Origin of the sequence: Nocardioides aequoreus (assembly GCF_000720335.1) — a bacterium.
In the GTDB taxonomy this organism is placed as follows: Bacteria; Actinomycetota; Actinomycetes; order Propionibacteriales; family Nocardioidaceae; genus Marmoricola; species Marmoricola aequoreus.
The window spans coordinates 62,577-84,233 of the sequence record NZ_JOJN01000003.1 but is presented as its reverse complement, the minus strand read 5'-3'; the positions used below and the strand labels follow the sequence as shown (position 1 = coordinate 84,233).

Genomic DNA, 21,657 nt, shown 5'->3' with positions numbered 1-21,657 from the left:
CGGGTAACCTTCCCTGTCGGTCCAGCCGAGGCGATCCCTCAGCCGGACCACTCGGGCCTATAGCTCAGACGGTTAGAGCGCTTCCCTGATAAGGAAGAGGTCAGAGGTTCAAGTCCTCTTAGGCCCACACTCGCAGCTGCACGCCACAGCCCCTGACCACTCGGTCGGGGGCTGAGTGCATTCCGCAGCGGCCTACCGCCACCGCCACCACGCGAGCGCGGCTGCCACGCGACACCGCGTCCAGATCACCAGGCCGCCACGGCTGTGCGCATACGTGCGCGCCGGCAGGCCTCGGAGCAGCGCTCGTCCAGAGTTGTCAGCGATCTCCGCGAGCCGCGGCGTGCGGAGCAGGTGCCGCAGGCGTGCCTCCGTGAGCCGTCGGTGGCCTCGGGAGGCGTGCTTCTCGAACATCTCCCGCTCTCGCGGCGAGGCCGCCGACTCGACGAGGTACCCCCAGCGCCCGGCCTCCGGCCACTGCCTGTCCTGCCGGTAGGCCTGAGCCAGCAGTGCTCGCACCTCCAGGTCGTCAGGTCGGAGATCGACCAGCGACCTGAGCCGGTCACGGGCCGCGCGCGCCTCACCCCGGACCAGGTCCTCCCGAGCGCGTTGCAGCCCGGCCTAGCCAGGCTGGGTGCGCCGCTCGGGGGTCAGCGCGTACTCGGCGCGTCGGTGGCGTCGCTCGCCGAGGATCGACGGGCTCGACGCCAGTCGCGGTGCCGAAGCCATTGCTCGGCAATGACCAGGCCGGTCAGGACTCCACCGAGCCCGACCCCCGAACCACTGACGGAGACAGCCGAGCCCCACGACGTCGCGAGCAGGACGGCGAGAGCGACGTAGAGCGCCGCGACGTGCGTCAACCGGTCGACCAGGTCCCGACGGGCGAGCAGCTGCCAGACCGCACCGGCGGCCACGGTGAGCGCCGCGACCGCCAGGTACGTCGCTCCCGTTGGCTGCCCGTCGCTCCAGATCCCGTCGCCGAGCACGATCGCGAGCACCGGCAGCAGGAACGTGGGGCCGTACCGGCGCTGGGCACTCGGGCGGGCGGCCGCGATGTCCGGTGGGGACGTTGCTGCGTGGGTGTCGGGCGACGGCACGAGGAGCATTCTGCCCGTCCGAGGTGACGTCCGCACCAGATCACCGAGGCGGCCCGCTCTCGCGCGGTTGTCGGAGGCCCCATCTAGAATCGAACACATGATCGATGGAGTGAGCGCGGCAGAGCTGGACGGTCTGGTCCGTCGGCTGGCCTCGCTCGACGCCCAGGCGCTCGACGCCGAGGCGCAGATCGACGCGCTTGCCCTGCTCGAGCGGGTCAAGGGCGCGGTGGCAGCGACCCAGGTCCGGGTGGTGGCGGCCTTCGACGACGGCCAGCGCGCGGCGGACGCGGCGCGCGGGGTCCGACCCGAGGCGCAGGGGCGTGGGGTGGCCATCCAGGTGGGGCTGGCGATGCGCACCTCGCCCGCCCGGGCGAGGCGGTTCGTGGGCATGGCGCACGCGCTGCGCGAGCTGCCGCACACCTACGACGCGCTCGCCGACGGGGTGACGAGCGAGTACCGCGCCTTCCTGGTGACGAAGGAGACCGCGCACCTCTCGCTGGAGCACCGCGCCGCGGTCGACGCCGAGCTCGCCAGCCGACCGGGCGGCATCGGCGCCCTCGGTGACCGGACCGCGGAGTCGGTCTCGCGGGCGATCGGGCAGCGCCTCGACCCCGCCGGCGCTGTACGTCGGCGCTCCCGTGCCGCCAAGGCCCGCCGCGTCTCGCTGCGACCCGCCCCCGACGGGATGAGCCGCCTGTGCGCCACCCTGCCCCTCGTCGAAGGGGTCGCGACGTACGCCACCCTCCAGCGAGCCGCCGAGTCCGCCCGGGCGTCGGGTGACGACCGGTCGCGGGGTGCGGTGATGGCCGACGAGCTGGTTGGCCGCGTCGTCGCCCAAGCCGGCGACGCTCGCACGGCGGGCGACGTCGAGGTGTGCCTGGTCATGACTGACGCCGCGCTGCTCGGCAGCGACGACCCCGAGGAGCACCACCGTCCCGCCGAGGTGCACTCCGCGAGCGGCCTCCACGGCACGGTCCCTGCCGACGAGGCCCGCGGCGTCGTGCGCGACGCCGCCCGGGTCTGGCTGCGCCGGCTTCACCAGGACCCCGCCACCGGCGAGCTCGTGGCGATGGACTCCCGGAGCCGCCTCTTCGACGGGTCGCTCCGCCGCTTCCTGGTGCTGCGCGACCAGCAGTGCCGCACGCCGTGGTGCGACGCCCCCGTGCGCCACGTCGACCACGTGCGCTGCGCTCGCGACGGCGGTCTCACCCGGGCCGACAACGCCCAGGGCCTGTGCGAGGCCTGCAACCAGGCCAAGGAGCATGCCCGGCTGCAGCAGCACCCGACGCTCGACGGGTCCGTCGTCACCACGACGCCGACCGGCCACACCTACCGCTCCCACCGTCCCCGTCCACCGACCCCGCCACCGAGGATCGAGTGGTCGGTCCTGGAGCGGTGGAGCCTCGAGCGGGTGCCGACCTGACCTGCCGGTGGCCTGACGCCGGCGGTAGGCTCGGCCGTCGTACTCGTCGCAGGAGGCAGGGATGAAGAAGATCGTGCTGCTCGCGCTCGCCGCTGTGGGCGCCGTCGTGGCGAAGAAGAAGATCGACGACACCAGGCACGAGCAGGACCTCTGGCGCGAGGCCACGGATCCGGTCCAGAAGGCCTGACCAGACCCACCAGGGGCCTTGGCGCAATTGGTAGCGCACCTGCTTTGCAAGCAGGGGGTTAGGGGTTCGAGTCCCCTAGGCTCCACCACGAGGCACCGTCGGTCATGCTGCGACCATGAAGCGCTGGCCGACGATCCCGACGCCGCGCAGCATGCGCGTGCGGATCCTGGCCGTCGTGGTCGGGCTGGTGCTGCTCTCGACGCTGGGGTCGAGCCTGCTGCTGCGGGCGGTGCTGCTCGACCGGCTGGACGAGGAGATCATCGCCGACCTGCAGCAGGAGGCGGCGGAGTTCGAGCTGCTCGAGGGCGGCACCGACCCGGCCACCGGGCAGCCCTTCGCCGACCTCGAGTCGCTCTTCGACGTCTACTTCTCGCGCGAGGTGCCCGACGAGGGGGAGAGCCTGCTGGCCTTCGTCGACGGGGAGCTGCACGACTCCCGGCGCGCGCAGGACGGCGCTGCGGCCGACGAGCTCGACGAGCCGATCGCCTACTGGCTCTCGCTGGAGCAGGACCGCACGGGCAGCATCGAGACGGCACTGGGTACGGCGCAGTACGTCGTCCGCCCCCTGGAGGCTGCCGACGGCACCCCGGGACACTTCGTCGTCGCCAACTTCCCGCTCTTCGAGGCTCGTGAGATCGACGAGGCGGTGCGGCTGCGGCTGCTGATCGAGCTGCTGACGCTGCTCGTCGTGGCCGGGCTCGGGCTGGTGCTGGCTGGTCGCGTGCTGCGGCCGCTGCGGGACCTGGCCGTCACCGCGCAGGACATCTCCGAGACCGACCTGTCACGCCGCATCCCCGTCTCCGGCCGCGACGAGGCCTCACGCATCGCCGCCACCTTCAACGACATGCTGACGCGGCTCGAGCAGGCGCTGGGCAACCAGCGACGCTTCCTCGACGAGGCCAGCCACGAGCTGCGGACGCCGCTGACGGTGGTGCGGGGCCACGCCGAGCTGCTCGAGATCGACGACAGCCCGGAGGGCCGGGCCGAGACGGTCGCCCTCATCACCGACGAGGTCGACCGGATGTCGACCATCGTCGACGGGCTCTTCACCCTCGCCCGCACCGAGCAGCCCGACTTCGTCACGCTGCGGCCCGTCGACGCCGCCGAGGTGGTGCGGGAGACCTACCGCAAGGCCACGGCGCTCGCCGACCGCGAGTGGGTCCTGGAGGTGGACGACGACGTGCCGGTGCTGGCCGACCGCCACCGGCTGACCCAGGCGCTGCTGCAGCTGGCTGACAACGCGGTCAAGCACACCGCCGACCACGACGCCATCGCCCTGGGGGTCGCACGGCGCGACGGCCGGGCGTGCCTGTGGGTCGACGACGCCGGGTCGGGGGTGCCGGAGAACGAGGCGGAGCGGATCTTCCAGCGCTTCCAGCGGCTCGAGGCCCCTGGTGACCACACCGGCGCCGGGCTGGGCCTCGCGATCGTGCAGGCGATCGCGGTCGCCCACCACGGCTCGGTCGGCCTGGCGCCCAAGGACCGGCCCGGTGCCCGCTTCGAGATCTGGCTCCCGCTGCGGGCCTGAGCCGCTCGCTCAGGCGAGCGGGGCGGTGAGCTCGACGTTGATGTCGTCGGGGTCCTGGAAGGACAGGAAGGCGATGCCGGCGTCGGTGAGATCCACGATCTCCCCGTGGGTGATGCCGGCCTCGTCGAAGGCGGACGCCGCCGCCACGAGGTCGTCGCGCGAGCCGACGGTGAAGCTCAGGTGGTCGAGCCCGGTGGTGTCGGGGTCGAAGGGCTCGGAGCCGACCGGACGGAGGCCGAAGAGCTGGCCCGCCGGGGTCTGGTAGACGCAGCCGCCGTAGAAGCGCTCCTGGTCGGAGCGCACCTCCGGGTCGGTGGCCTCGGACTGGTCGACCGCCAGCGGCCAGCCGAAGACCTGGTCGTAGAACGCCTTGGAGCGCGCGATGTCGGTGACCGTGAGACGGACGTGGGCGTAGCCGGAGCTGTCAACGAGTGCCATGGGGGTCGGGTACCCCTCGATGGGGCACGGGACTCGCATGTCCCGTCTCCGTGACCTCGCCCAGATCGGCCTCGGCTCCGTGCTCGTGCTCGCCGGCACCGGCCACCTGACCGTCGCGCGCGAGGAGTTCCAGGCCCAGGTGCCCTCCTGGGTGCCGCTCGACGACGACCTCGTCGTGCTCGGCTCCGGCGTCGTCGAGATCGGCCTCGGGGCCGCCCTCCTCACGACGTGGAGGCAGCCGGCGCGGGGGCGGGTCGGCAAGGTCGCCGCGGCCTTCTTCGTCGCGATCTTCCCCGGCAACGTGGCGCAGTGGCGCGAGGGCAAGGACGGCTTCGGCCTCGACACCGACCGCAAGCGGGCGCTGCGGCTGCTCGGCCAGCCCGTGCTGGTGGCGTGGGCGAGGTCTGCGACCCGACCCTCCTGAGGTCCTGGCACGCTGACCCCATGGAGCTCACCTGGAGCGACGTCGCGGCCGCCGACCTCGACGCCGCCAGCCTGTACGACGCCCTGGTGCTGCGGGCGGCGGTCTTCGTGGTCGAGCAGGAGTGTGCGTACGCCGACCCCGACGGCACCGACCTCGGCCCCGGGGTGCGCCACCTGCTGGGGCGCGACGACGAGGGTGCGCTGGCGGCGTACGCCCGGGTGCTCCCGCCCGACGCGTCGTACGACGCCCCGCGGATCGGCCGGGTCGTGGTGGCCCCGGCCGCCCGCGGCGCCGGGCTCGCCCGCCGGCTGATGACCGAGGCGCTGGCGATCTGCGAGCGGGAGTGGCCGGGCCGGGCGGTCGAGCTGGGCGGGCAGGCCCACCTGGTCGGCTTCTACGCCGGCCTCGGCTTCGAGTCCGTCGGCGAGGGCTACGTCGAGGACGGCATCCCGCACCAGTGGATGCGTCGCGAGGTCAGATCGGAGAGCTGAAGAGCCCCGCGCCCTCGGCGATCAGCAGCACGCCGAAGAGCGCGAAGAGGGCGGCGGCGCCGTACTTGATGGTCTTCTCGGGCAGCTTCTTGCCCAGCACGGCACCGACGGCGATGGCCAGGGCGTCGGCGGCGACCATGCCGAGCGTCGAGCCGATCCAGACGCCGAACCAGTTCTCCTGCACCGCCAGCGTGATCGTGGCCAGCATCGTCTTGTCGCCGAGCTCGGCGAGGAAGAAGGCGACACCCACGGCGAGGATCGCGGCGCCGGTGGCGTTCTTGGCCTTGCTCGCCTCCTCCTCGGTGAGCTCGTCGCCGCGCAGCGTCCAGGCCGCGAAGGCCAGGAACGCCAGGCCGGCGACGATCGCGATGGCGCCCTGGTAGTCGGCGAAGGCGTCGCCGATCCAGAAGCCGATGGCGACGGAGGCGAGGTGGACGATCGCCGTGGCGGCGGTGATGCCGATGAGCACGTCGCGGGTGCGGTAGCGCGTGGCGAAGGTCATCGCCATCAGCTGGGACTTGTCGCCCAGCTCGGCGACGAAGATCACCGCGGTCGACAGCAGGAAGGCATACATGAGGTGGGGCCTCTCTGCACCTGGCTCGCGGCTGCTGGACGCACCCTCGACCAGGTGCGTTCGTGGAAGACAGAACGGCACTACTGGTCGAAAGTCTCGTCCGCCACGCGATGTCTCAGGTGGCCTGCCGCACCGGACCCGGTGGAGCTGGGTCAGTGTGTCGATGCGGCTGTTGGGGACTACTCCCTCTCGGCTCCGGCCACCCTACGCGAGCGCGAGGGGACGCGCACCGTGAGCCCGCTCACGAGGGCCCGCTTCGTACCCTGGGGTGGTGCCCACCCTCCGCGTCCTCGTGGCTCCGCGCGCCCTCGGTGCGCACCTGCTCGTGGTCGCGGCGGTGGCGGCGACGGTCTGGCTGGGCCTGTGGCAGCTCTCGGCGTGGGAGGCGGCGCGAGCCGCCGAGGCGCAGGACCTCAGCGAGCAGCCCGCCCAGCCGCTGGTCGACGTGATGGGGGGCGACGACCCCTTCCCCGGGCAGTACGTCGGCCAGCCCGTGAGCCTGACCGGCCGCTGGCTCGACGAGAGCACGCTCTACGTCGCCGACCGGCGGCGTGACGGTGAGACCGGCTACTGGGTGATGACGCCGGTGGTGGTCGACGGCTCGGGGAGCGCCATGCCCGTCGTCCGCGGCTGGTCACCGACGCCGCAGGCGCCTGCGGTCGACGGCACCACCGAGCTGGTCGGCTGGCTGCAGCCCTCCGAGGGGTCCAACCTCCCCGACGACGACCGCACCGACGACGTCATCCCCGAGATGCGGGTCGCGAGCGTCACCGAGCACGTCGACCGCGACCTCTACAGCGCCTTCGTGGTGGCCAGCAGCAGCGACGGCGCCGCGGGGCTGGCCTCCGTCACGCCTGCGGAGATCCCGCGGGTCTCGCCGGTCACCTCGCTGAAGAACCTGCTCTACGCGATCCAGTGGTGGGTCTTCGGGCTCTTCGCGGTCTACATCTGGCAGCGCTGGTGCCGCGACCAGCTCGAGGTCGCCGACGCCGCGGCCCGGGCGGAGACGCGGCAGGAGCCCGAGGACGAGCCGGTAGGTTCGGGCGCGTGACAGCTGCGCTTCCCCCCGACCTCGCGACCCCCTACCGCGGCTACCGGGTGATGGCCAACGTCGTCGGCGTGCTGCTCGTCGTGCTCTGCCTGGTCGGGGTGCCGCTGGCCAACTTCGACGGCACCCCCATGTGGGGCGTCTTCGACTCCACGCCGGCCTGGGTCACGGTCGGCAGCTCGCCGCACCACTGGGGCGAGCTGATCACGGAGTACCTCGGGGTGGCGCACGGCTGGCTCTACATGGTCTTCCTCTTCATGGCCTTCTGGCTCTCCCGCCGTGCCGCCTGGCCGATGGGCTTCACGCTGGTCACCCTGGTCTGCGGCACGGTGCCGCTGCTCAGCTTCTGGGCCGAGCGCCGGGCCAGCCGACGCGTGCTCGAGGAGCACGCCGTGGCGCCGGCCACGTCCTGAGAGGACGACCGTGAGGACCGCCTTCGTGCTGGGGGGCGGCGGGCTGCTGGGCGCCGCCGAGGTCGGCATGCTGCGCGCCCTGCTCGAGCGCGACCTGGTGCCCGACCTGGTGCTCGGCACCTCCGTCGGCGCCCTCAACGGGCTCGTCGTGGCCGCCGACCCGACCCTGGGGGCGGTGACCCGGCTGCGCGAGCTCTGGCGCGACGTGGCGGAGTCCAACGCGGTCTACGCCGACGGGGCGCTGCGGCAGGTACGCCGCGCCGTCCGCACCGGCACCCACCTGCACTCGCCCGACGCGCTGCGCCAGCGCCTGGAGGCGGAGTACGCCGAGACGACCTTCGCCGACCTGGCCTGCGAGTTCCGCTGCGTGGCCTCGTGCATCGAGCGCTCGGCCGAGCACTGGTTCGACGCCGGCCCGGTCGTGCCCGCGGTGCTGGCGAGCGCCGCCGTGCCCGGCCTGCTGCCCCCGGCCGAGGTCGGCGGCGAGCACTTCCTCGACGGCGGCATCGTCAACTCCGTGCCGCTGGGCAAGGCCGTCGAGCTCGGCGCCACGCGGGTCTTCGTGCTGCAGGTCGGGCGGCTCGACCGGCCCCTCACCGTGCCGCGCCGCCCGTGGGAGGTCGCGCGGGTCTCCTTCGAGATCGCGCGCCGTCACCGCTTCGTGCGCGAGCTGGCCGAGCTGCCCCCGCACGTCGAGGCGCACGTGCTGCCGGCCGGCGGCGGTGCCGCCGACGACTCGCCCCTGTCCTACCGCGACGCCGGGGCGGTCGCGTCGCGGATCCGCACGGCGTACGACCTGGGCCGGGCCTACCTCGACGAGCAGGGACTGTGACGTGCCGCGCTGGGTGATCTGGACGGTCCAGCGCCTGGTCGTCGCGCCCGCGGTGGTCGGCCTGACCGTGCTGCTCTGGACGGGCCTGCCGCTGTGGCTGCTGGGTGCCGCGCTGCTCTCGCCCTTCGCCGACGGCTGGCTGCGGCCGCTGCGTCTGCTGTGGCTGCTGGTGGTGCACCTGAGCCTCGAGACGGTCGCGCTGGTGGAGATGCTCGGGCTGTGGATCGCCTCGGGCTTCGGTCTGCTGCTGCGCCGACCGTGGTTCGAGCGGGTGCACTACGACCTCGCCCAGCTCTACCTGCGGATCTTCTTCCGCGAGGCCCGCCGGGTGCTGCGGCTGCAGATCCGCACGGTCGGGCCGACCCCCGACGCCCACCCCGGCGAGCCGCTGCTGGTGCTCTCACGGCACGCGGGACCCGGCGACTCCTTCACCCTGATGTACGCGCTGATGCACTGGTTCGGTCGCGAGCCACGGGTGGTCCTCAAGGAGGTGATCGCCTGGGACCCCATGGTCGGGGTGCTGCTGCGGCGCGTGCCCAGCCGCTTCATCGACGCCAACCCGGGCCCCGGGCGCGACGTCGAGGCCGAGATCGGGGCGCTGGCGCGCGGCCTCGACCGCGACGACGCCTTCGTGATCTTCCCCGAGGGCGGCAACTTCACCCCCGAGCGGCGGGAGCGGGCGATCGCCCGGCTGCACCGCCTGGGACTGCACGCGATGGCCGAGCGGGCCGCGGAGATGATCCACGTGCTGGCGCCCCGGCCGGGGGGCGTGCTGGCCGCGCTGGAGAGCGCGCCCGACGCCGACGTGCTGCTCGTCGCGCACACCGGGCTCGACCACGTGCACACCGTCGGTGACGTGTGGCGGGCGCTGCCGATGGACAAGCGCCTGCTGATGGCGTGGTGGCGGGTGCCGCGGGAGGAGATCCCGACCGACCGCGAGGCGCAGATCGAGTGGCTCTACGGCTGGTGGGACCACATCGACGACTGGATCACCGAGCACCGGCCGGTCGACCTGCCGCCGGTGCGGGCGCACCGGCGGCAGCAGGGCTGAGCCGGAGGCTCAGGCCTTCTTGTCGTCGTCGATCGCGACCGTCTCGGCCGGGTCGTCGGGGGTCGTGACGGGGTGGGGCTCCTCGGCGGAGTCGGCGATCGACTCGCCGGGCTGCGAGCCCGTGGGCGCGGCGGCCGGGGTGGGGGCCGGGGTGGGGGCCGGCGCAGGCGAGGGGGTGTAGGAGGACTGCCAGTTGTCCTGGTTGCCACCGGCGAGCTTGCGGGCCACCAGGGCGCCGACGCCGGCGAGCGCAGCGACGAGCAGCAGCTTCTTCTTCCGGCTCGTGGTGGGCTGCGGCTCCTCGCCCTTGAGGGCGGCGGTCGCGGCCGCGCCGCGGCTCTGCGCCTCGGCGGCGAGCACGGCTGCCTGGCTGCGGGCGTCCTGCAGCGTCTGGGTGGCCGTGGCGGCGACCTGGTCGCGGGTGCTCTCCAGGCGGGGCGCGACCTCCTTGTCGAACTGGTCGCGCAGCTCGGCCACCTTCGGGGCGAGCGCCCCGCGGGCGTCGGAGGCGGCGGTGGTCGCGGCGGCAGCGGCCTGGTCGCGCGCCTCGGCGAGCTTGGGGCCGAGCTCCTCGCGGGCGTCGGCGAGCTCGTCGCGCACCTTCTGCACGTGCGGGGCCAGGGCCTCGGAGATGTCCTGCGCGAGCTCCTGCGCCTGCTCGACGATCTTGTCCTTGCGGCTCTTCTTGAACATCTCTGGGATCTTCCCTCTCCTGCGGTGGCACGTGTCGGTGTCGGCCGGCCGGGGTCCGGGCGCGCAGCCACGTCCAGCCAACCACACGAGCGTGTACCCAGGCACGGGGGTCTGACCCGCTCCCGGCGCCGCGCGCGCACGCGCGTGGCAGGATCGTCCCGACGATCCACACCCTGCGAAAGGCACCCATGTCCGACCTCAAGGCCACCTTGTCGACCAACCGCGGCGACATCGTGCTCAACCTGCTGCCCGACCACGCGCCCGCGACGGTGGAGAACTTCACCTCCCTGGCCGAGGGGAGCAAGGACTACCGCGACGACGCCGGGCGCAGCGGGGAGAAGTTCTACGACGGGCTTGTCTTCCACCGCGTCATCGAGGGCTTCATGATCCAGGGCGGGTGCCCCCTCGGCACCGGCACCGGCGGCCCGGGCTACAAGTTCAAGGACGAGTTCCACCCCGAGCTCGTCTTCGACCGGCCCTACCTGCTCGCGATGGCCAACGCCGGCCCGGGCACCAACGGCTCGCAGTTCTTCATCACCGTCGGTGCCACGCCCCACCTCAACCGTCGCCACACGATCTTCGGCGAGGTGGCCGACCAGGCCAGCCGCGACGTCGTCGACGCGATCGCCGCGACGGCCACCGACCGCTCCGACCGTCCCGTCGAGCCCGTGGTGATCGAGTCGGTCACCGTCGACCGGGCGTGAGCGAACCCGGCGGCGCCGGCAGCCGCGAGCAGCGGCAGGCGCCGCCGGTGTGCTTCCGGCACACGGACCGCGAGACGTACATCCGCTGCCAGCGGTGCGAGCGGCCGATCTGCCCGGACTGCATGAACCCCGCCTCGGTGGGCTTCCAGTGCCCCGAGTGCGTGCGCGAGGGCAACCGCTCGACCCGCCAGCACCTCACGCCGTACGGCGGCCGCCGCGTCGCCGACCCGCGGCTGACCAGCTTCGTGCTGATCGCCCTCAACGCCGCGGTCTTCCTCGCCATCCAGGCCACCGGCCGCGGCCGGAGCCGGCTGGTCGACTACCTGGCGCTGCTGCCGGACTCCGCGCTCAGCCGCGGGCGTGACGGCCTGCCGGTGGTGGTGCAGGGGGTGGCCGACGGCGCCTACTGGCAGCTGCTCACCTCGGGCTTCACCCACGTGCAGCTGCTCCACATCGGCTTCAACATGCTCGCGCTCTACGTCCTGGGGCCCACGCTGGAGAGCGTGCTCGGGCGGGCGCGCTTCCTGGCCGTCTACGGCGCCTCGCTGCTGGGCGGCTCGGCCGCGGTGATGCTCTTCTCCGCGCCCAACGTCACGACCCTCGGTGCGTCCGGCGCGATCTTCGGCCTGATGGGGGCGCTCGCCGTGCTCTCGCTGAAGGTGCAGGGCCAGGCGCAGCAGATCCTGCTGTGGATCGGCATCAACCTGGTGATCACCTTCACGATCCCCGGCATCTCCTGGCAGGGCCACCTCGGCGGTCTCGTGGTCGGTGCCGTGCTCGGCGCCGCCATGGTCTACGCCCCCCGCCGTCGCCGCGCCCTGGTGCAGTGGTCGGCCGTCGTCGTGGTGGTGCTGCTCGCGCTGCTCGCCATCGCGGCGCGCATCGTCGCCCTGGCCTGAGACCGGGCCCGGCCGGGTGGACTTACACCGGTGTAGTTCTCCACAGGGTTGTCCCCAGGTGTGGACAACCGCGGGCGCCGGTCGGGGCTACTCCCACTTGGTGGCGAAGCTGAAGCCCACGGCCATGAAGCCGACGCCGACCAGCAGGTTGTACTGGTCGAGGTCCTTCATGACGGGGATCGGGCCGCCGGAGCCGATGAAGTAGAAGAGCACGATCCAGACCAGCCCGAAGAGGAAGCAGCCGAGCATGCCGACCACCACGCCCCGGCCGCGGCCGAGCGGGGTCTTCTTGTGCGCGGCCACGATCAGCCCGACGTAGATGGCCAGGAAGCCGATCAGGTAGTTGTAGCGCTCCAGGTTCGCCATCCACGGCAGCGGGTTGCCGGGTGCGTCGCCCTCGGCGCCGGGGATCTCGACGTACGTCGCCGCGTCCTTGGCCAGGTTGATGTAGACGGCCATCCACACGATGCCGGCGACGACGAGCAGCACGGCCACCGTGGTGCGGACCACGGAGGTCTCGTAGCCGCTCGTGGTGATCTTCTGCTCGGGGGCGCTGCGCTTGGCCACGGTGCTCCTCGGTCGGTCTGGGGAAGGCAGGTCGGGGCCCGGCTGGCTGCGACCTGGTCCGTTAGCGTAGTGGTGCACCGGCCCGGACCCGAGCCGACGTGCGAGGAGGAGAGCCGTGAGCCCGCGACCCGAGAGCCCGCTGCAGCGGCTGCGACGCTCCGGTCCACCGCCGTGGCGGCTCGCCGCGGTGGGGGTCTTCGTGGCCGCGGGCGCGCTCTTCGTGACCAGCTCCCTCGACGCCGACGGCCTCGACCTGCGGGCCTCGAGCGTCTCGGACCTCGACACCGTGGTGCGGCAGGAGCGCGAGCGCACCGACGGGCTGCAGCAGCGGGTCGAGACCCTCAACGCCGAGGTCGACCGGCTCGGCGCGGGTGTGGGCGACGCCGAGGTGCGCCGGCTGCGCCGGGAGGTCGAGACCCTGCGAGCGCCGGCGGGCTTCGCGGCGGTGAGGGGACCCGCCGTCACCGTCACGCTGGAGGACGCCCCCTCGGAGCGCATCGACGAGGCGGTCGGCAGCGGCGAGGTCACCGCCGACCAGCTCGTGGTGCACCAGCAGGACATCCAGGCCGTCGCCAACGCGCTGTGGGCGGGCGGTGCCGAGGCGATGACGCTGCAGGAGCAGCGGGTCGTGAGCACCACCGGGATCAAGTGCGTGGGCAACACCGTGGTGCTCCACGGCGTGCCCTACGCCCCGCCGTACGTCATCACCGCCGTCGGCGACCCCTCGCGGCTGCTCGACTCGCTGGAGGACTCGGAGTACATCGCGGGCTACCGCACCTATGTCGAGGCCTACGATCTCGGCTACCGCGTCAGCGTGCAGGACGAGGTGACCCTGCCCGGCTACTCCGGCGCGGCCGAGCTGCGCCACGCCACGCCCGTCCTGACCGAGGACTCCGACCGCGGCTAGTCGCTGCCCGGCCCCCCGCGGCCGTTGCCGTTGCCGTTCCCCGGGCCGTTGCCGTTCCCGGGCCCGGAGTCGCGACCCCCGCCCTCGCCGTCGTCCGGCGGATCGCCGGGCTCCGCCGGGGCCGGCTCGGCCGTCGGCTGGGTGGGCTCGGCGGGGTCGGGCGTGGGGGTGGGCGTCTCGGTCTCGGGCGGCTCGTAGCGGGAGACCACGATCGTGACGCTGCTGCCCTGGTCCTGCTGCTGACCGGCACCCGGGTTCTGCTGCAGCACCGTGCCGGCCTCGGCCTCGGTGGTGGTGTCCTCGGTGACGAAGACCTCGAAGCCGGCCTCCTCGATCAGCTCACGGGCCCGCTCCTCGGTCTCGCCGACGACGTCGGGCACCTCGTTGGGTCCGGAGGACCAGATCAGCGTGATCTGGGCGTTCTCGGCCACCTCGGTGCCGGGTGCGGGATTCATCTCCAGCACCTGGTCGGTCGGCTCGTCGGAGGCACGCTCCTCGAAGCGCACCCGGAGGTCGAGCCCCTGCAGCTCGGACTCGGCGTCGAAGCGGTTGTCGCCCACCAGGTCGGGGACCTCGATCTGCGGCGGGCCGAGCGAGACCTCGAAGTCGACCTCGCTGCCGGGGGCGAGCGACTCGCCCTCCCCGGGGCTCTGCGAGACCACCCGGCCGGCGGCGACCTGCTCGCTCTCGACCTCGGTGACCTCGCCGACCTCGAGACCACGGGTCTGCAGGGTGCGCTCGGCGACCTCCTGCGTCATGCCGGTGATGGTGGGCACCGAGACCGGCTCGGCGTCGGGCTCGAGCAGCCGGGGGCCGAAGACGAGCGCGGCCACGACGCCCGCCAGGAGCAGCAGCAGGAGCAGCAGCAGCGGCCAGCGCTTCTTGCGCGGCTCCTCCTCGTCGTCGCCGGGGGTGTCGGCGACCTGCGCGACCCGGGTGGCGTCGGCCGCGGGCAGCACGCCCGTCGCACCCGCCGCCGCGACCGCGGGCGCCTCGATCGGACGCCCGGCGAGGTAGCGGTCGATGTCGTCCTTCATCGCCGCGGCGCTCGGGTAGCGGTCGCCGACGTCCTTGGCCAGGGCCTTCATGACGATGGCGTCGATCTCGGGGGTGAGGTCCTCGTCGAGGCTCGACGGCGGCTGCGGCACCTCGCGCACGTGCTGGTAGGCCACGGCCACCGGGCTGTCGCCCACGAAAGGGGGCCGGCCGGTGAGCAGCTCGTAGAGCAGGCAGCCGGTGGAGTAGACGTCGGAGCGCGAGTCGACGGTCTCGCCGCGGGCCTGCTCGGGGGAGAGGTACTGGGCGGTGCCGACGACCGCGGCGGTCTGGGTCATCGTGCTCGAGGCGTCGGAGACGGCCCGGGCGATGCCGAAGTCCATCACCTTGACGTTGCCGGCCGGGGTGAGCATGACGTTGCCGGGCTTGATGTCGCGGTGGATGATGCCGGCGCGGTGGCTGTAGTCGAGCGCGCGCAGCACGCCGGAGGTGATCTCCAGGGCCCGCTCGGGCAGGATCTTGCGGTCGCCGCCCTCGCGGAGCACCTCGCGCAGGGTGCGCCCGGCGACGTACTCCATGACGATGTAGGGCTGGGCGACGTTGCTGCCGTCGGTGGACATCTCCTCGCCGGTGTCGTAGACCGACACGATCGAGGGGTCGTTGAGCGACGCGGCCGACTGCGCCTCCCGCCGGAAGCGCGCCTGGAAGGTGGAGTCGCTGGCCAGGTCGGTGCGCAGCCGCTTGATCGCCACGGTGCGTCCGAGGCGTACGTCGCGGCCCTTGCGCACCTCCGCCATGCCGCCGCGGCCGAGCATCTCGCCGACCTCGTAGCGGCCACCGATCAGGTGGGGGTCACTCATGGGCTGCCCTCCTGGGTCGTCATCAGCCGATCACCGCCTGCATCACCGCGCGGGCGATCGGGGCGGCCAGACCGCTGCCCGAGATCTGGTTGCGCTCGACGCCGGCGTCCTGCACGAGCACCGCCACGGCCACCGAGGGGGTGTCGGCGGGCGCGAAGGAGACGAACCAGGCGTACGGCGGCCGGTCGGGCGCGCTCTGCGCGGTGCCGGTCTTGCCGCCCACGTCGACGCCGTCGATCTGGGCGGTGGTGCCGGTGCCGTTGTCGACGACCGAGACCATCATCTCGCGCAGGTCGCGGGCGTTCTCCGGGCTCATCGCCGGCTGGTCGGGCATGTCCTCGGGGTCGGTGCGCTCGAGGGTCTCCAGCTTGGGCGAGAGGATCTCGTCGACCAGGTAGGGGCGGCGCACGACGCCGTCGTTGGCGATGCCGGCGGCGACCATGGCCATCTGCAGCGGGGTGGCCACGACGTTGCTCTGCCCGATCGCCGAGAGCGCCGTCTGCGGCTCGTCGGGGTCGCCGATGGTGCTGACCGCCTGGCGGGTCAGGGCGTCGTCGAGGTCCTCGAAGGTGCGGGTGTCGAAGCCGAACTTCTGCGACTGCTCGCGCAGCGCCTCGGCCCCGAGGTCGAGCCCGATGGAGCCGAAGGCGACGTTGCACGACACCTCGAGCGCGCGGGTCAGCGAGACGGTGTCGCCGCCGCAGCTGCCGCCACCGAGGTTGGGCAGCGTGGTGCTGGTCTGGGGCAGGTCGAGGCTGGCGCGGCCGTCGACCTGGGTGTCGGGTTCGTAGTCGCCGGACTCCAGGGCCGCCGCGGCGGTGACGAGCTTGAAGACCGAGCCGGGCGGCAGCGCCTCCTCGATGGCGCGGTTGTCGAGCGGACGCCGCGGCGCGTCGAGCAGCTGGTTGCGGTAGTCGCTGGCGGCGGAGAAGTCGTGGCTGGAGAGCCGGTTGGGGTCGAAGCGGGGGCTGGAGACCATCGCCAGCACCTTGCCGGTGCTCGGCTCCAGCGCCACCACGGCGCCCTGCACGTCGTCGCCGAGCGCGGCCAGGCCCTCGTACGCCGCCCGCTGCGCGGCCGGGTCGATCGTCAGCGTCACGCTGCCGCCACGGGGCTGCTCGTTGTCGGCGAGGTCGACCACGCGGTAGCCGAAGAGCCGGGAGTCGCTCCCGGAGAGGATGGAGTTCTGCGACGCCTCGACCCCGCCGAGGCCGGAGTCGCGGCTGAAGAAGCCCGCGAGGTGGGCGAACTGCAGGGGTCGGGGGTACTGCCGCTGGAACTGGTAGGCGTCGTCGGAGGGCACGCTCTCGGCGACGGCCTGGCCGCGCACCAGGATCGAGCCCCGCTCGCGGGAGAACTCGGCGTCGCGCACGCGGACGTTGTCGGGGTGCTCGGAGAGCGAGCTGAGGCTCTCGGCCTGCCAGTACTGCACGTAGGTGACGTTGAGCAGCAGCGCCAGGAACAGGGTCAGGCAGACGACCGCCATCGTGCGGATCGGCTTGTTCATCGCAGGATCACCGCATCCTCACCACTTGGGTGGCGTCGGCGTCGTCGTCGTCGCTCGAGAGCAGCTGGGGCGGGGGGCGCCTGGCCTGGTCGGAGATGCGCACCAGCAGCGCCACGATCACCCAGTTGGCGATCAGGCTCGAGCCGCCCTGGGAGAGGAAGGGGGTGGTCAGGCCGGTGAGGGGGATCAGCCGGGTGACGCCGCCGATCACCACGAAGACCTGCAGCGCCACGACCACGCCGAGGCCCGCGGCCATCAGCTTGCCGAAGTTGTCGCGGCAGATCAGCGCGGTGCGCAGCGCCCGCTCGACGAGGATGCCGTAGAGCAGGATCACGGCCATGACGCCGGTGAGCCCGAGCTCCTCGCCGATCGCGGTGACGATGAAGTCGGACCAGCTCAGCGGGGTGATGTCGGGGCGGCCCTGGCCGAGGCCGCGGCCCACCAGCCCGCCCCACGCCATGCCGTAGAGGCCCTGCACCAGCTGGTAGGCGTCGACGTCGGAGCCGAAGGGGTCGAGCCACGCCGCCACCCGGGCCTGCACGTGGGAGAGCGCGAGCCAGCCGGCGTACGCCCCGCCGACGAAGAGTGCGCCGCCGACCACGAGCCACCCCGGGCGCTCGGTGGCGATGTAGAGCATCACCAGGAAGAGGCCGAAGAAGAGCAGCGAGGAGCCAAGGTCGCGCTGGAAGACCAGGATGCCGAGCGAGATCAGCCACATCGCCACGATCGGGCCGAGGTCGCGCCCGCGCGGCAGGTCGACGAAGAGGAAGCGGCGTCCGGCCAGCGCCAGCGCGTCGCGGTGGACCACGAGGTAGCCGGCGAAGGCGACCACCAGCAGCACCTTGGCTACCTCGCCGGGCTGGAAGCTGAAGGGCCCGACGCCGATCCAGATCCGCGAGCCGTTGATGGTGCGGCCGAGCCCGGGCACGAGCGGCATCAGCAGCAGCACGATGGCGGCCAGGCCGGCGGTGTAGGTAAGCGACTGCAGCCGGCGGTGGTCGCGCAGCAGCAGCAGGACGGCCACGAAGAGCCCGGCGCCGAGCGTCATCCAGGTCAGCTGGGTGCCGGCGAAGGGCCCGAAGCCGCTGCCCTTGGCCTCGTTGGCCAGGTCGATGCGGTGGATCACGGCCAGGCCCAGGCCGTTGAGGGAGGAGACCACCGGGAGCAGCACCGGGTCGGCGTACGGCGCGACAAGGCGGATCACCACGTGGCAGGCGATCACCAGCAGCGCCAGCCAGGCGCCGTAGGTGAGCAGGTCGACGGGCACGGTGCCGTCGACCCCGAGCCCGACCGCGAGGTAGGCGCCGATGCCGACGGCCAGGCTCAGCAGGAGCAGCGCGAGCTCGGCGCCGCGCCGGCGCCGGTGCACGAAGCCGCGCGAGGCGGGAGCGGACTGGCTGCTCATCCGGCCTCCGTGCACAGCGCCGGGGTCTCGGTGGGCTGCGGCTCCTCGGTGGAGCTGGCCTCCGGCGAGGCCGACCCGCGGGTCGTGGGCGAGCGGGTCGGGTCGGCGGAGGGCGAGCGCGTGGCCCCGGCGGAGGGCGAGCGGGTCGGCTCGGGCTCGGGCTCCGGCTCGGGGCACTCCACGCGGCGCTCGAGCCGGGTGACGATGTCGCGGGCGTCCTCGAGGCTGCTGGCGCCGATGCCCGACTCGACCTGACGGGCGTAGGCCTCGGGCAGGTCCTGCACGCGGAGCTCGCTGGTCTCCTCCACGTGGCGCAGGGTCAGGCCCGGCACCTCGGCCTCGACGCCGCGGAAGACGGCCACGGCCTCGCCGTCGGTGCCGACGTAGTACTGGCCCTGGGTCCAGCGGTAGGCGGCGGTGCCGATGACGCCGAGCGCGAGCGCGAGCACCACGAGCACGGCGACCCGGCGCAGCCACAGGAAGCGGCGCGGGGGCCTCGGGGCGTAGCGCCGCTCCTCGGGGTCGTCGGCGTCCCCGGACCCGCCCTGGCCACCGCGGCCGGGCGCGCCGTCGGTGACGGCGGGCAGCTGGCCGGTGTCGGGGCTGATGGGCAGGCCGGGCAGCCGGCCGCGGGCGCTCTCGGCCGCGGCGCCCACGAGCATCGCACCGGTCGCGGCAGCCGCGGAGGTGTCGGCGTCGTCGGCCGCGCCGTCGTCGGCCACGACGTCGGCGACCACGACGGTGACGTTGTCGGAGGAGCCGGCGTCGAGCGCGGAGCTGACCAGCGTGACCGTGGCGTGGTCGACGGTGCCGTCGCCCAGCAGCCGCGCCAGGTCGTCGTGCGAGAGCACGCCGGACGCGCCGTCGGAGCACAGCAGGATGCGGTCGCCGGCGGCGACGTCGAGGGTGAAGACGTCGGGCTCGGGCTCGTGCACGCCGTCGACGGCGCGGAGGATCAGGTTGCGGTGGGGGTGCACCCGCGCCTCGTCCTCGGTGATGCGGCCCTCGTCGATGAGGCTCTGCACGAAGGTGTGGTCGGTGGTCAGCTGCGAGAGCACGCCCTCGCGCAGCAGGTAGCCCCGGCTGTCGCCGACGTGGCCGACGGCCACGCGGGCGCCGTCGAAGACCAGCGCCGTCACCGTGGTGCTGGTGCCGTCGAGCTCGGGCTGGGCCGCGACCAGCTCGGCGATCCGGTCGTGGCACAGGTGGATCGCCCCGGCGAGGCTGCCCACGGGGTCCTCGCCGGGCGGCTCGTCGAGCCGGCGCAGCACCTCGACGGTCTGGCTGCTCGCCACGTCGCCGCGCGCGGAGCCGCCGACGCCGTCGGCGATGACCAGCAGGTGGGGTCCGGCGTACCCGGAGTCCTGGTTGTCGCGGCGCACCCGGCCGACGTCGGAGAGCGCGGAGTAGCTCAGCCTCACGGGGCCGTCACCTGCTGGCTCACTTGCGCAGCTCCAGCACGGTCTTGCCGATGCGGACCCGGGTGCCGAGCTGCAGCGCGGTGGGCTGGGTGATCCGGCTGCTGCCGACGTAGGTGCCGTTGGTGGAGCCGAGGTCCTCGACGTACCACTGGTCGCCGGAGACGCCGATGCGGGCGTGGCGGGTGGAGACGTAGTCGTCGTCGAGGCGGATCGCGGCGTCGTGGCCGCGGCCGATCAGCAGCGGTGCCTGCTCCAGCGACACGGTCTCGCCGGCCTGGGCGCCCTCGACGATGGCCACCGCGGTGGGGGCACCGCGCTTGGGGCGGCCGCCCTTGGCCTGCTTGCGCTTGTCGCTGCGTCGCTCGCTGCGCCGGTCGCTGCGCCGGTCGCTGCGGCCGGCCTCGCGCGGCACCCGGGCGCCGAACATGTCGGAGCGAATCACCGAGATGCACGAGAGCACCAGGATCCACAGGATCGCCAGGTAGGCGAAGCGGATCAGCACCAGGGTCAGCTCGGACACGTCAGCCTCGCCTCAGCCGCAGGGTCATCACGGTGGTGCCGACCTTGACCTCGGCACCGTCGGAGAGCCGGGCCTCCTCGACGCGCTTGCCGTTGACGGCGACGCCGTTGGTCGACCCGAGGTCGCGCACCGAGACCCGGGGCGGGTCGCCGGGGGCCTGCGCCTCCTCGACCCGGATCTCGACGTGGCGCCGGCTCACGCCGGGGTCGTCGATGCGCAGGTCGGCGTCGTTGCCGCGGCCGATCACGATGCCGGGCGGGCTCAGGGGGAGGGCCTCGCCACCGACCACCAGCGCCGCGGTGGCACGGCGTACGGCGGTCTCGGTGGGATCGCCCCCCGCGAGGCTGGAGCTCGACTGCGACTTGCTGCGCACCCGGAAGCGCCCGGTGGTCAGGTCGTCGCTCGGCTCGAGGTGCACGTGGACGGGGCCGGTGAAGACGTAGGACTGGCCGGCGGCGTGCTCACGCAGCAGCTCGACGAGCTCGCGGTTGAGCTGCGGGCCGAGACCCTCCAGCCGCTCGTGGTCACCGGGGGAGAGCTCGACGTGGAAGTCGTTGGGCACCAGGCGCCGGTCGCGGCTGAGGACCTGCGCGGAGTTGTCGGCCTCGCGCGCCAGCGCCGAGGAGATCTCGACCGGCTGGACGGCGCTGCGAAAGGTGCGCGCGAAGACACCGGAGATCAGCTGCTCGAGCTTGTTCTCGAAGCGCTGCAACGCACTCACGGCGCCTCCTCTCGCTGACGTCTCTGTCCGGTCCTGGAAGCGCCCCACGGCAGGCTCTCGCCCACCACTGCTGGCGCTGTCAGGATCGTAGCGGGCGCCTCGTCCACAACCGGGGGGTCGGGCCGCTCCGTGCGTGGCGCGGCACCGGTTTGGGCGGTGCCGTCGGGGTGGGATACCGTTGCCCCGCTTCTGGCGCGAGTGGCGGAATAGGCAGACGCGCACGGTTCAGGTCCGTGTGCCCGAAAGGGCGTGGGGGTTCAACTCCCCCCTCGCGCACCAGCGTGCGAACCCCCCGCGGACCCTGTCCGCGGGGGGTTCGTCCGTCTCCGGGCCCGGACACCGCGGACGACGCGGATCCCACGGACACGGGATGCCGCGGGCCGGTGCGAGGTGCGAGCGTGGCGGTCTCGCCACCCGTTCCCGACACCACGGAGCACCCCGATGTCGCTCGAGACCGTCCCGACGGTGCGCCTGCCCGCGGGGGAGTCGATCCCCGCGATGGGCCTGGGCACCTGGTACCTGGGCGAGGACCCCGCCCGGCGCGAGTCGGAGCTCGCCGCCCTGCGCGCAGGCCTCGACCACGGGCTCACGCTGCTCGACACCGCCGAGATGTACGGCGACGGCGCGTCCGAGGTGCTGGTCGGCGAGGCGATCGCCGGACGCCGCGACGAGGTGTTCCTGGTCAGCAAGGTGCTCCCGTCGCACGCGACGTACGCCGACACCATCGAGGCGTGCCGCCGCAGCCTGAGGCGCCTGGGCACCGAGCGGCTCGACCTCTACCTGCTGCACTGGCGCGGCCCGGTGCCGCTCGAGGAGACGGTGCGCGCGATCCAGGAGCTGGTCCGGCTGGGCCTGGTCCGCCACTGGGGCGTCAGCAACTTCGACGTGCACGACATGGCCGAGCTGCTGGGGTCGCCCCGCGAGCCGCAGTCCCTGGAGGTGCTCTGAGCCACG

The 21,657-nt window shown here is 73.2% G+C and carries 25 protein-coding genes and 3 tRNA genes; 16 read left to right on the top strand and 12 right to left on the bottom strand.

What is annotated here, in order from left to right; translation table 11 throughout:
* Window positions 1–53 precede the first annotated feature (53 nt).
* Window positions 54–127: transfer RNA gene (locus IG63_RS0106830), tRNA-Ile, on the top strand.
* A 65-nt stretch (window positions 128–192) separates the two neighbouring features.
* On the opposite strand, the gene IG63_RS23955 is transcribed toward IG63_RS0106830, so the two are convergent.
* Together IG63_RS23955 and IG63_RS0106820 are read right to left on the bottom strand one after the other, a co-directional pair.
* Window positions 193–612, bottom strand: a complete 420-nt coding sequence (locus tag IG63_RS23955; RefSeq protein WP_425411775.1) for a DUF6584 family protein — start codon at window positions 610–612, stop codon at window positions 193–195.
* A 35-nt stretch (window positions 613–647) separates the two neighbouring features.
* Window positions 648–1,094, bottom strand: coding sequence for a hypothetical protein (locus tag IG63_RS0106820; protein ID WP_157210060.1), 447 nt, complete (start codon window positions 1,092–1,094; stop codon window positions 648–650).
* A 97-nt stretch (window positions 1,095–1,191) separates the two neighbouring features.
* Between IG63_RS0106820 and IG63_RS0106815 the strand changes: the two genes are divergently transcribed.
* From IG63_RS0106815 to IG63_RS0106800, 4 genes are all read left to right on the top strand, one after another.
* Window positions 1,192–2,517, top strand: coding sequence for an HNH endonuclease (locus tag IG63_RS0106815; RefSeq protein ID WP_169741771.1), 1,326 nt, complete (start codon window positions 1,192–1,194; stop codon window positions 2,515–2,517).
* A gap of 61 nt (window positions 2,518–2,578) precedes the next feature.
* Window positions 2,579–2,704, top strand: coding sequence for a DLW-39 family protein (locus IG63_RS23250; protein ID WP_211249242.1), 126 nt, complete (start codon window positions 2,579–2,581; stop codon window positions 2,702–2,704).
* Between the two features lie 12 nt (window positions 2,705–2,716).
* A tRNA-Ala gene (locus IG63_RS0106805) sits at window positions 2,717–2,792 on the top strand.
* A 27-nt stretch (window positions 2,793–2,819) separates the two neighbouring features.
* Window positions 2,820–4,232, top strand: a complete 1,413-nt coding sequence (locus IG63_RS0106800) for a sensor histidine kinase (RefSeq protein WP_030483625.1) — start codon at window positions 2,820–2,822, stop codon at window positions 4,230–4,232.
* Window positions 4,233–4,241: 9 nt separating this feature from the next.
* On the opposite strand, the gene IG63_RS0106795 is transcribed toward IG63_RS0106800, so the two are convergent.
* Window positions 4,242–4,670 carry a VOC family protein gene (locus tag IG63_RS0106795; protein WP_030483624.1) on the bottom strand — a complete coding sequence of 143 codons (429 nt, stop codon included), beginning with the start codon at window positions 4,668–4,670 and terminating at the stop codon, window positions 4,242–4,244.
* A gap of 37 nt (window positions 4,671–4,707) precedes the next feature.
* Between IG63_RS0106795 and IG63_RS0106790 the strand changes: the two genes are divergently transcribed.
* Window positions 4,708–5,094, top strand: a complete 387-nt coding sequence (locus IG63_RS0106790) for a DoxX family protein (RefSeq protein ID WP_030483623.1) — start codon at window positions 4,708–4,710, stop codon at window positions 5,092–5,094.
* A gap of 20 nt (window positions 5,095–5,114) precedes the next feature.
* Window positions 5,115–5,585, top strand: coding sequence for a GNAT family N-acetyltransferase (locus IG63_RS0106785; protein WP_030483622.1), 471 nt, complete (start codon window positions 5,115–5,117; stop codon window positions 5,583–5,585).
* On the opposite strand, the gene IG63_RS0106780 is transcribed toward IG63_RS0106785, so the two are convergent.
* Entirely contained in the window at window positions 5,569–6,159 is a 591-nt protein-coding gene (locus IG63_RS0106780) for a TMEM165/GDT1 family protein (RefSeq protein WP_030483621.1), read from the bottom strand. The genes IG63_RS0106785 and IG63_RS0106780 overlap by 17 nt on opposite strands.
* 271 nt (window positions 6,160–6,430) lie before the next feature.
* Between IG63_RS0106780 and IG63_RS0106775 the strand changes: the two genes are divergently transcribed.
* The 4 genes from IG63_RS0106775 to IG63_RS0106760 are packed head-to-tail and all read left to right on the top strand — an operon-like array spanning window position 6,431 to window position 9,503.
* A complete protein-coding gene (locus IG63_RS0106775) occupies window positions 6,431–7,210 on the top strand; it encodes an SURF1 family protein (protein ID WP_169741770.1) in 780 nt (259 codons plus the stop codon).
* Window positions 7,207–7,620: a DUF3817 domain-containing protein gene (locus tag IG63_RS0106770; protein WP_051706314.1), complete on the top strand. Its 414-nt coding sequence runs from the start codon at window positions 7,207–7,209 to the stop codon at window positions 7,618–7,620. The genes IG63_RS0106775 and IG63_RS0106770 overlap by 4 nt, the downstream gene beginning before the upstream one ends.
* A 10-nt stretch (window positions 7,621–7,630) precedes the next feature.
* On the top strand, window positions 7,631–8,452 hold the full coding sequence (locus tag IG63_RS0106765) for a patatin-like phospholipase family protein (protein ID WP_030483618.1): 822 nt from the start codon (window positions 7,631–7,633) through the stop codon (window positions 8,450–8,452).
* Window position 8,453: 1 nt separating this feature from the next.
* Entirely contained in the window at window positions 8,454–9,503 is a 1,050-nt protein-coding gene (locus tag IG63_RS0106760; RefSeq protein WP_051706312.1) for a 1-acyl-sn-glycerol-3-phosphate acyltransferase, read from the top strand.
* Window positions 9,504–9,512: 9 nt separating this feature from the next.
* On the opposite strand, the gene IG63_RS0106755 is transcribed toward IG63_RS0106760, so the two are convergent.
* Window positions 9,513–10,196, bottom strand: coding sequence for a DLW-39 family protein (locus tag IG63_RS0106755; protein WP_030483616.1), 684 nt, complete (start codon window positions 10,194–10,196; stop codon window positions 9,513–9,515).
* A gap of 188 nt (window positions 10,197–10,384) precedes the next feature.
* Between IG63_RS0106755 and IG63_RS0106750 the strand changes: the two genes are divergently transcribed.
* Together IG63_RS0106750 and IG63_RS0106745 are read left to right on the top strand one after the other, a co-directional pair.
* A complete protein-coding gene (locus IG63_RS0106750) occupies window positions 10,385–10,900 on the top strand; it encodes a peptidylprolyl isomerase (RefSeq protein ID WP_030483615.1) in 516 nt (171 codons plus the stop codon).
* Complete coding sequence (locus IG63_RS0106745; protein WP_030483614.1) at window positions 10,897–11,799, top strand: rhomboid family intramembrane serine protease; 903 nt, start codon at window positions 10,897–10,899, stop codon at window positions 11,797–11,799. Before IG63_RS0106750 ends, IG63_RS0106745 begins: the two co-directional genes overlap by 4 nt.
* Before the next feature lie 87 nt (window positions 11,800–11,886).
* Here IG63_RS0106745 and IG63_RS23245 read toward each other — a convergent pair whose 3' ends face one another.
* A complete protein-coding gene (locus IG63_RS23245; protein ID WP_245604355.1) occupies window positions 11,887–12,366 on the bottom strand; it encodes a cell division protein CrgA in 480 nt (159 codons plus the stop codon).
* Window positions 12,367–12,481: 115 nt separating this feature from the next.
* Between IG63_RS23245 and IG63_RS23240 the strand changes: the two genes are divergently transcribed.
* Window positions 12,482–13,273 (top strand): DUF881 domain-containing protein, encoded by a 792-nt coding sequence (locus IG63_RS23240; protein WP_036194655.1) that lies wholly within the window; start codon window positions 12,482–12,484, stop codon window positions 13,271–13,273.
* On the opposite strand, the gene pknB is transcribed toward IG63_RS23240, so the two are convergent.
* From pknB to IG63_RS0106705, 6 genes are read right to left on the bottom strand one after another with little or no spacing between them, the layout of a single operon-like run.
* Window positions 13,270–15,129 carry a Stk1 family PASTA domain-containing Ser/Thr kinase gene (gene pknB, locus IG63_RS0106730; protein WP_036194653.1) on the bottom strand — a complete coding sequence of 620 codons (1,860 nt, stop codon included), beginning with the start codon at window positions 15,127–15,129 and terminating at the stop codon, window positions 13,270–13,272. The genes IG63_RS23240 and pknB overlap by 4 nt on opposite strands.
* A gap of 22 nt (window positions 15,130–15,151) precedes the next feature.
* On the bottom strand, window positions 15,152–16,636 hold the full coding sequence (locus IG63_RS0106725) for a peptidoglycan D,D-transpeptidase FtsI family protein (protein WP_030483610.1): 1,485 nt from the start codon (window positions 16,634–16,636) through the stop codon (window positions 15,152–15,154).
* 7 nt (window positions 16,637–16,643) lie between these two features.
* Window positions 16,644–18,041 carry an FtsW/RodA/SpoVE family cell cycle protein gene (locus IG63_RS0106720; protein WP_030483609.1) on the bottom strand — a complete coding sequence of 466 codons (1,398 nt, stop codon included), beginning with the start codon at window positions 18,039–18,041 and terminating at the stop codon, window positions 16,644–16,646.
* Window positions 18,038–19,462: a PP2C family protein-serine/threonine phosphatase gene (locus tag IG63_RS0106715; RefSeq protein ID WP_030483608.1), complete on the bottom strand. Its 1,425-nt coding sequence runs from the start codon at window positions 19,460–19,462 to the stop codon at window positions 18,038–18,040. Before IG63_RS0106715 ends, IG63_RS0106720 begins: the two co-directional genes overlap by 4 nt.
* Before the next feature lie 19 nt (window positions 19,463–19,481).
* Window positions 19,482–19,982 carry an FHA domain-containing protein FhaB/FipA gene (locus IG63_RS0106710; protein WP_030483607.1) on the bottom strand — a complete coding sequence of 167 codons (501 nt, stop codon included), beginning with the start codon at window positions 19,980–19,982 and terminating at the stop codon, window positions 19,482–19,484.
* A 1-nt stretch (window position 19,983) separates the two neighbouring features.
* Window positions 19,984–20,703 (bottom strand): FHA domain-containing protein, encoded by a 720-nt coding sequence (locus tag IG63_RS0106705; RefSeq protein ID WP_030483606.1) that lies wholly within the window; start codon window positions 20,701–20,703, stop codon window positions 19,984–19,986.
* A gap of 192 nt (window positions 20,704–20,895) precedes the next feature.
* On the opposite strand from IG63_RS0106705, the gene IG63_RS0106700 reads away from it, so the two are divergent.
* Both IG63_RS0106700 and IG63_RS0106695 read left to right on the top strand, forming a co-directional pair.
* Window positions 20,896–20,982: transfer RNA gene (locus tag IG63_RS0106700), tRNA-Leu, on the top strand.
* Between the two features lie 162 nt (window positions 20,983–21,144).
* The gene (locus IG63_RS0106695; RefSeq protein WP_030483605.1) at window positions 21,145–21,651 is read left to right on the top strand and encodes an aldo/keto reductase; all 507 of its coding nucleotides are present in this window, start codon (window positions 21,145–21,147) and stop codon (window positions 21,649–21,651) included.
* Window positions 21,652–21,657 lie beyond the last annotated feature (6 nt).

What these genes read in the sequence shown, in the direction of transcription:
- pknB (WP_036194653.1), bottom strand. Translation starts at nt 15,129, where the DNA reads ATGAGTGACCCCCACCTGATCGGTGGCCGCTACGAGGTCGGCGAGATG.
- IG63_RS0106725 (WP_030483610.1), bottom strand. Translation starts at nt 16,636, where the DNA reads ATGAACAAGCCGATCCGCACGATGGCGGTCGTCTGCCTGACCCTGTTC.
- IG63_RS0106695 (WP_030483605.1), top strand. Translation starts at nt 21,145, where the DNA reads ATGTCGCTCGAGACCGTCCCGACGGTGCGCCTGCCCGCGGGGGAGTCG.
- IG63_RS0106780 (WP_030483621.1), bottom strand. Translation starts at nt 6,159, where the DNA reads ATGTATGCCTTCCTGCTGTCGACCGCGGTGATCTTCGTCGCCGAGCTG.
- IG63_RS23250 (WP_211249242.1), top strand. Translation starts at nt 2,579, where the DNA reads ATGAAGAAGATCGTGCTGCTCGCGCTCGCCGCTGTGGGCGCCGTCGTG.
- IG63_RS0106795 (WP_030483624.1), bottom strand. Translation starts at nt 4,670, where the DNA reads ATGGCACTCGTTGACAGCTCCGGCTACGCCCACGTCCGTCTCACGGTC.
- IG63_RS0106750 (WP_030483615.1), top strand. Translation starts at nt 10,385, where the DNA reads ATGTCCGACCTCAAGGCCACCTTGTCGACCAACCGCGGCGACATCGTG.
- IG63_RS0106815 (WP_169741771.1), top strand. Translation starts at nt 1,192, where the DNA reads ATGATCGATGGAGTGAGCGCGGCAGAGCTGGACGGTCTGGTCCGTCGG.
- IG63_RS0106755 (WP_030483616.1), bottom strand. Translation starts at nt 10,196, where the DNA reads ATGTTCAAGAAGAGCCGCAAGGACAAGATCGTCGAGCAGGCGCAGGAG.
- IG63_RS0106790 (WP_030483623.1), top strand. Translation starts at nt 4,708, where the DNA reads ATGTCCCGTCTCCGTGACCTCGCCCAGATCGGCCTCGGCTCCGTGCTC.
- IG63_RS0106800 (WP_030483625.1), top strand. Translation starts at nt 2,820, where the DNA reads ATGAAGCGCTGGCCGACGATCCCGACGCCGCGCAGCATGCGCGTGCGG.
- IG63_RS0106785 (WP_030483622.1), top strand. Translation starts at nt 5,115, where the DNA reads ATGGAGCTCACCTGGAGCGACGTCGCGGCCGCCGACCTCGACGCCGCC.
- IG63_RS0106720 (WP_030483609.1), bottom strand. Translation starts at nt 18,041, where the DNA reads ATGAGCAGCCAGTCCGCTCCCGCCTCGCGCGGCTTCGTGCACCGGCGC.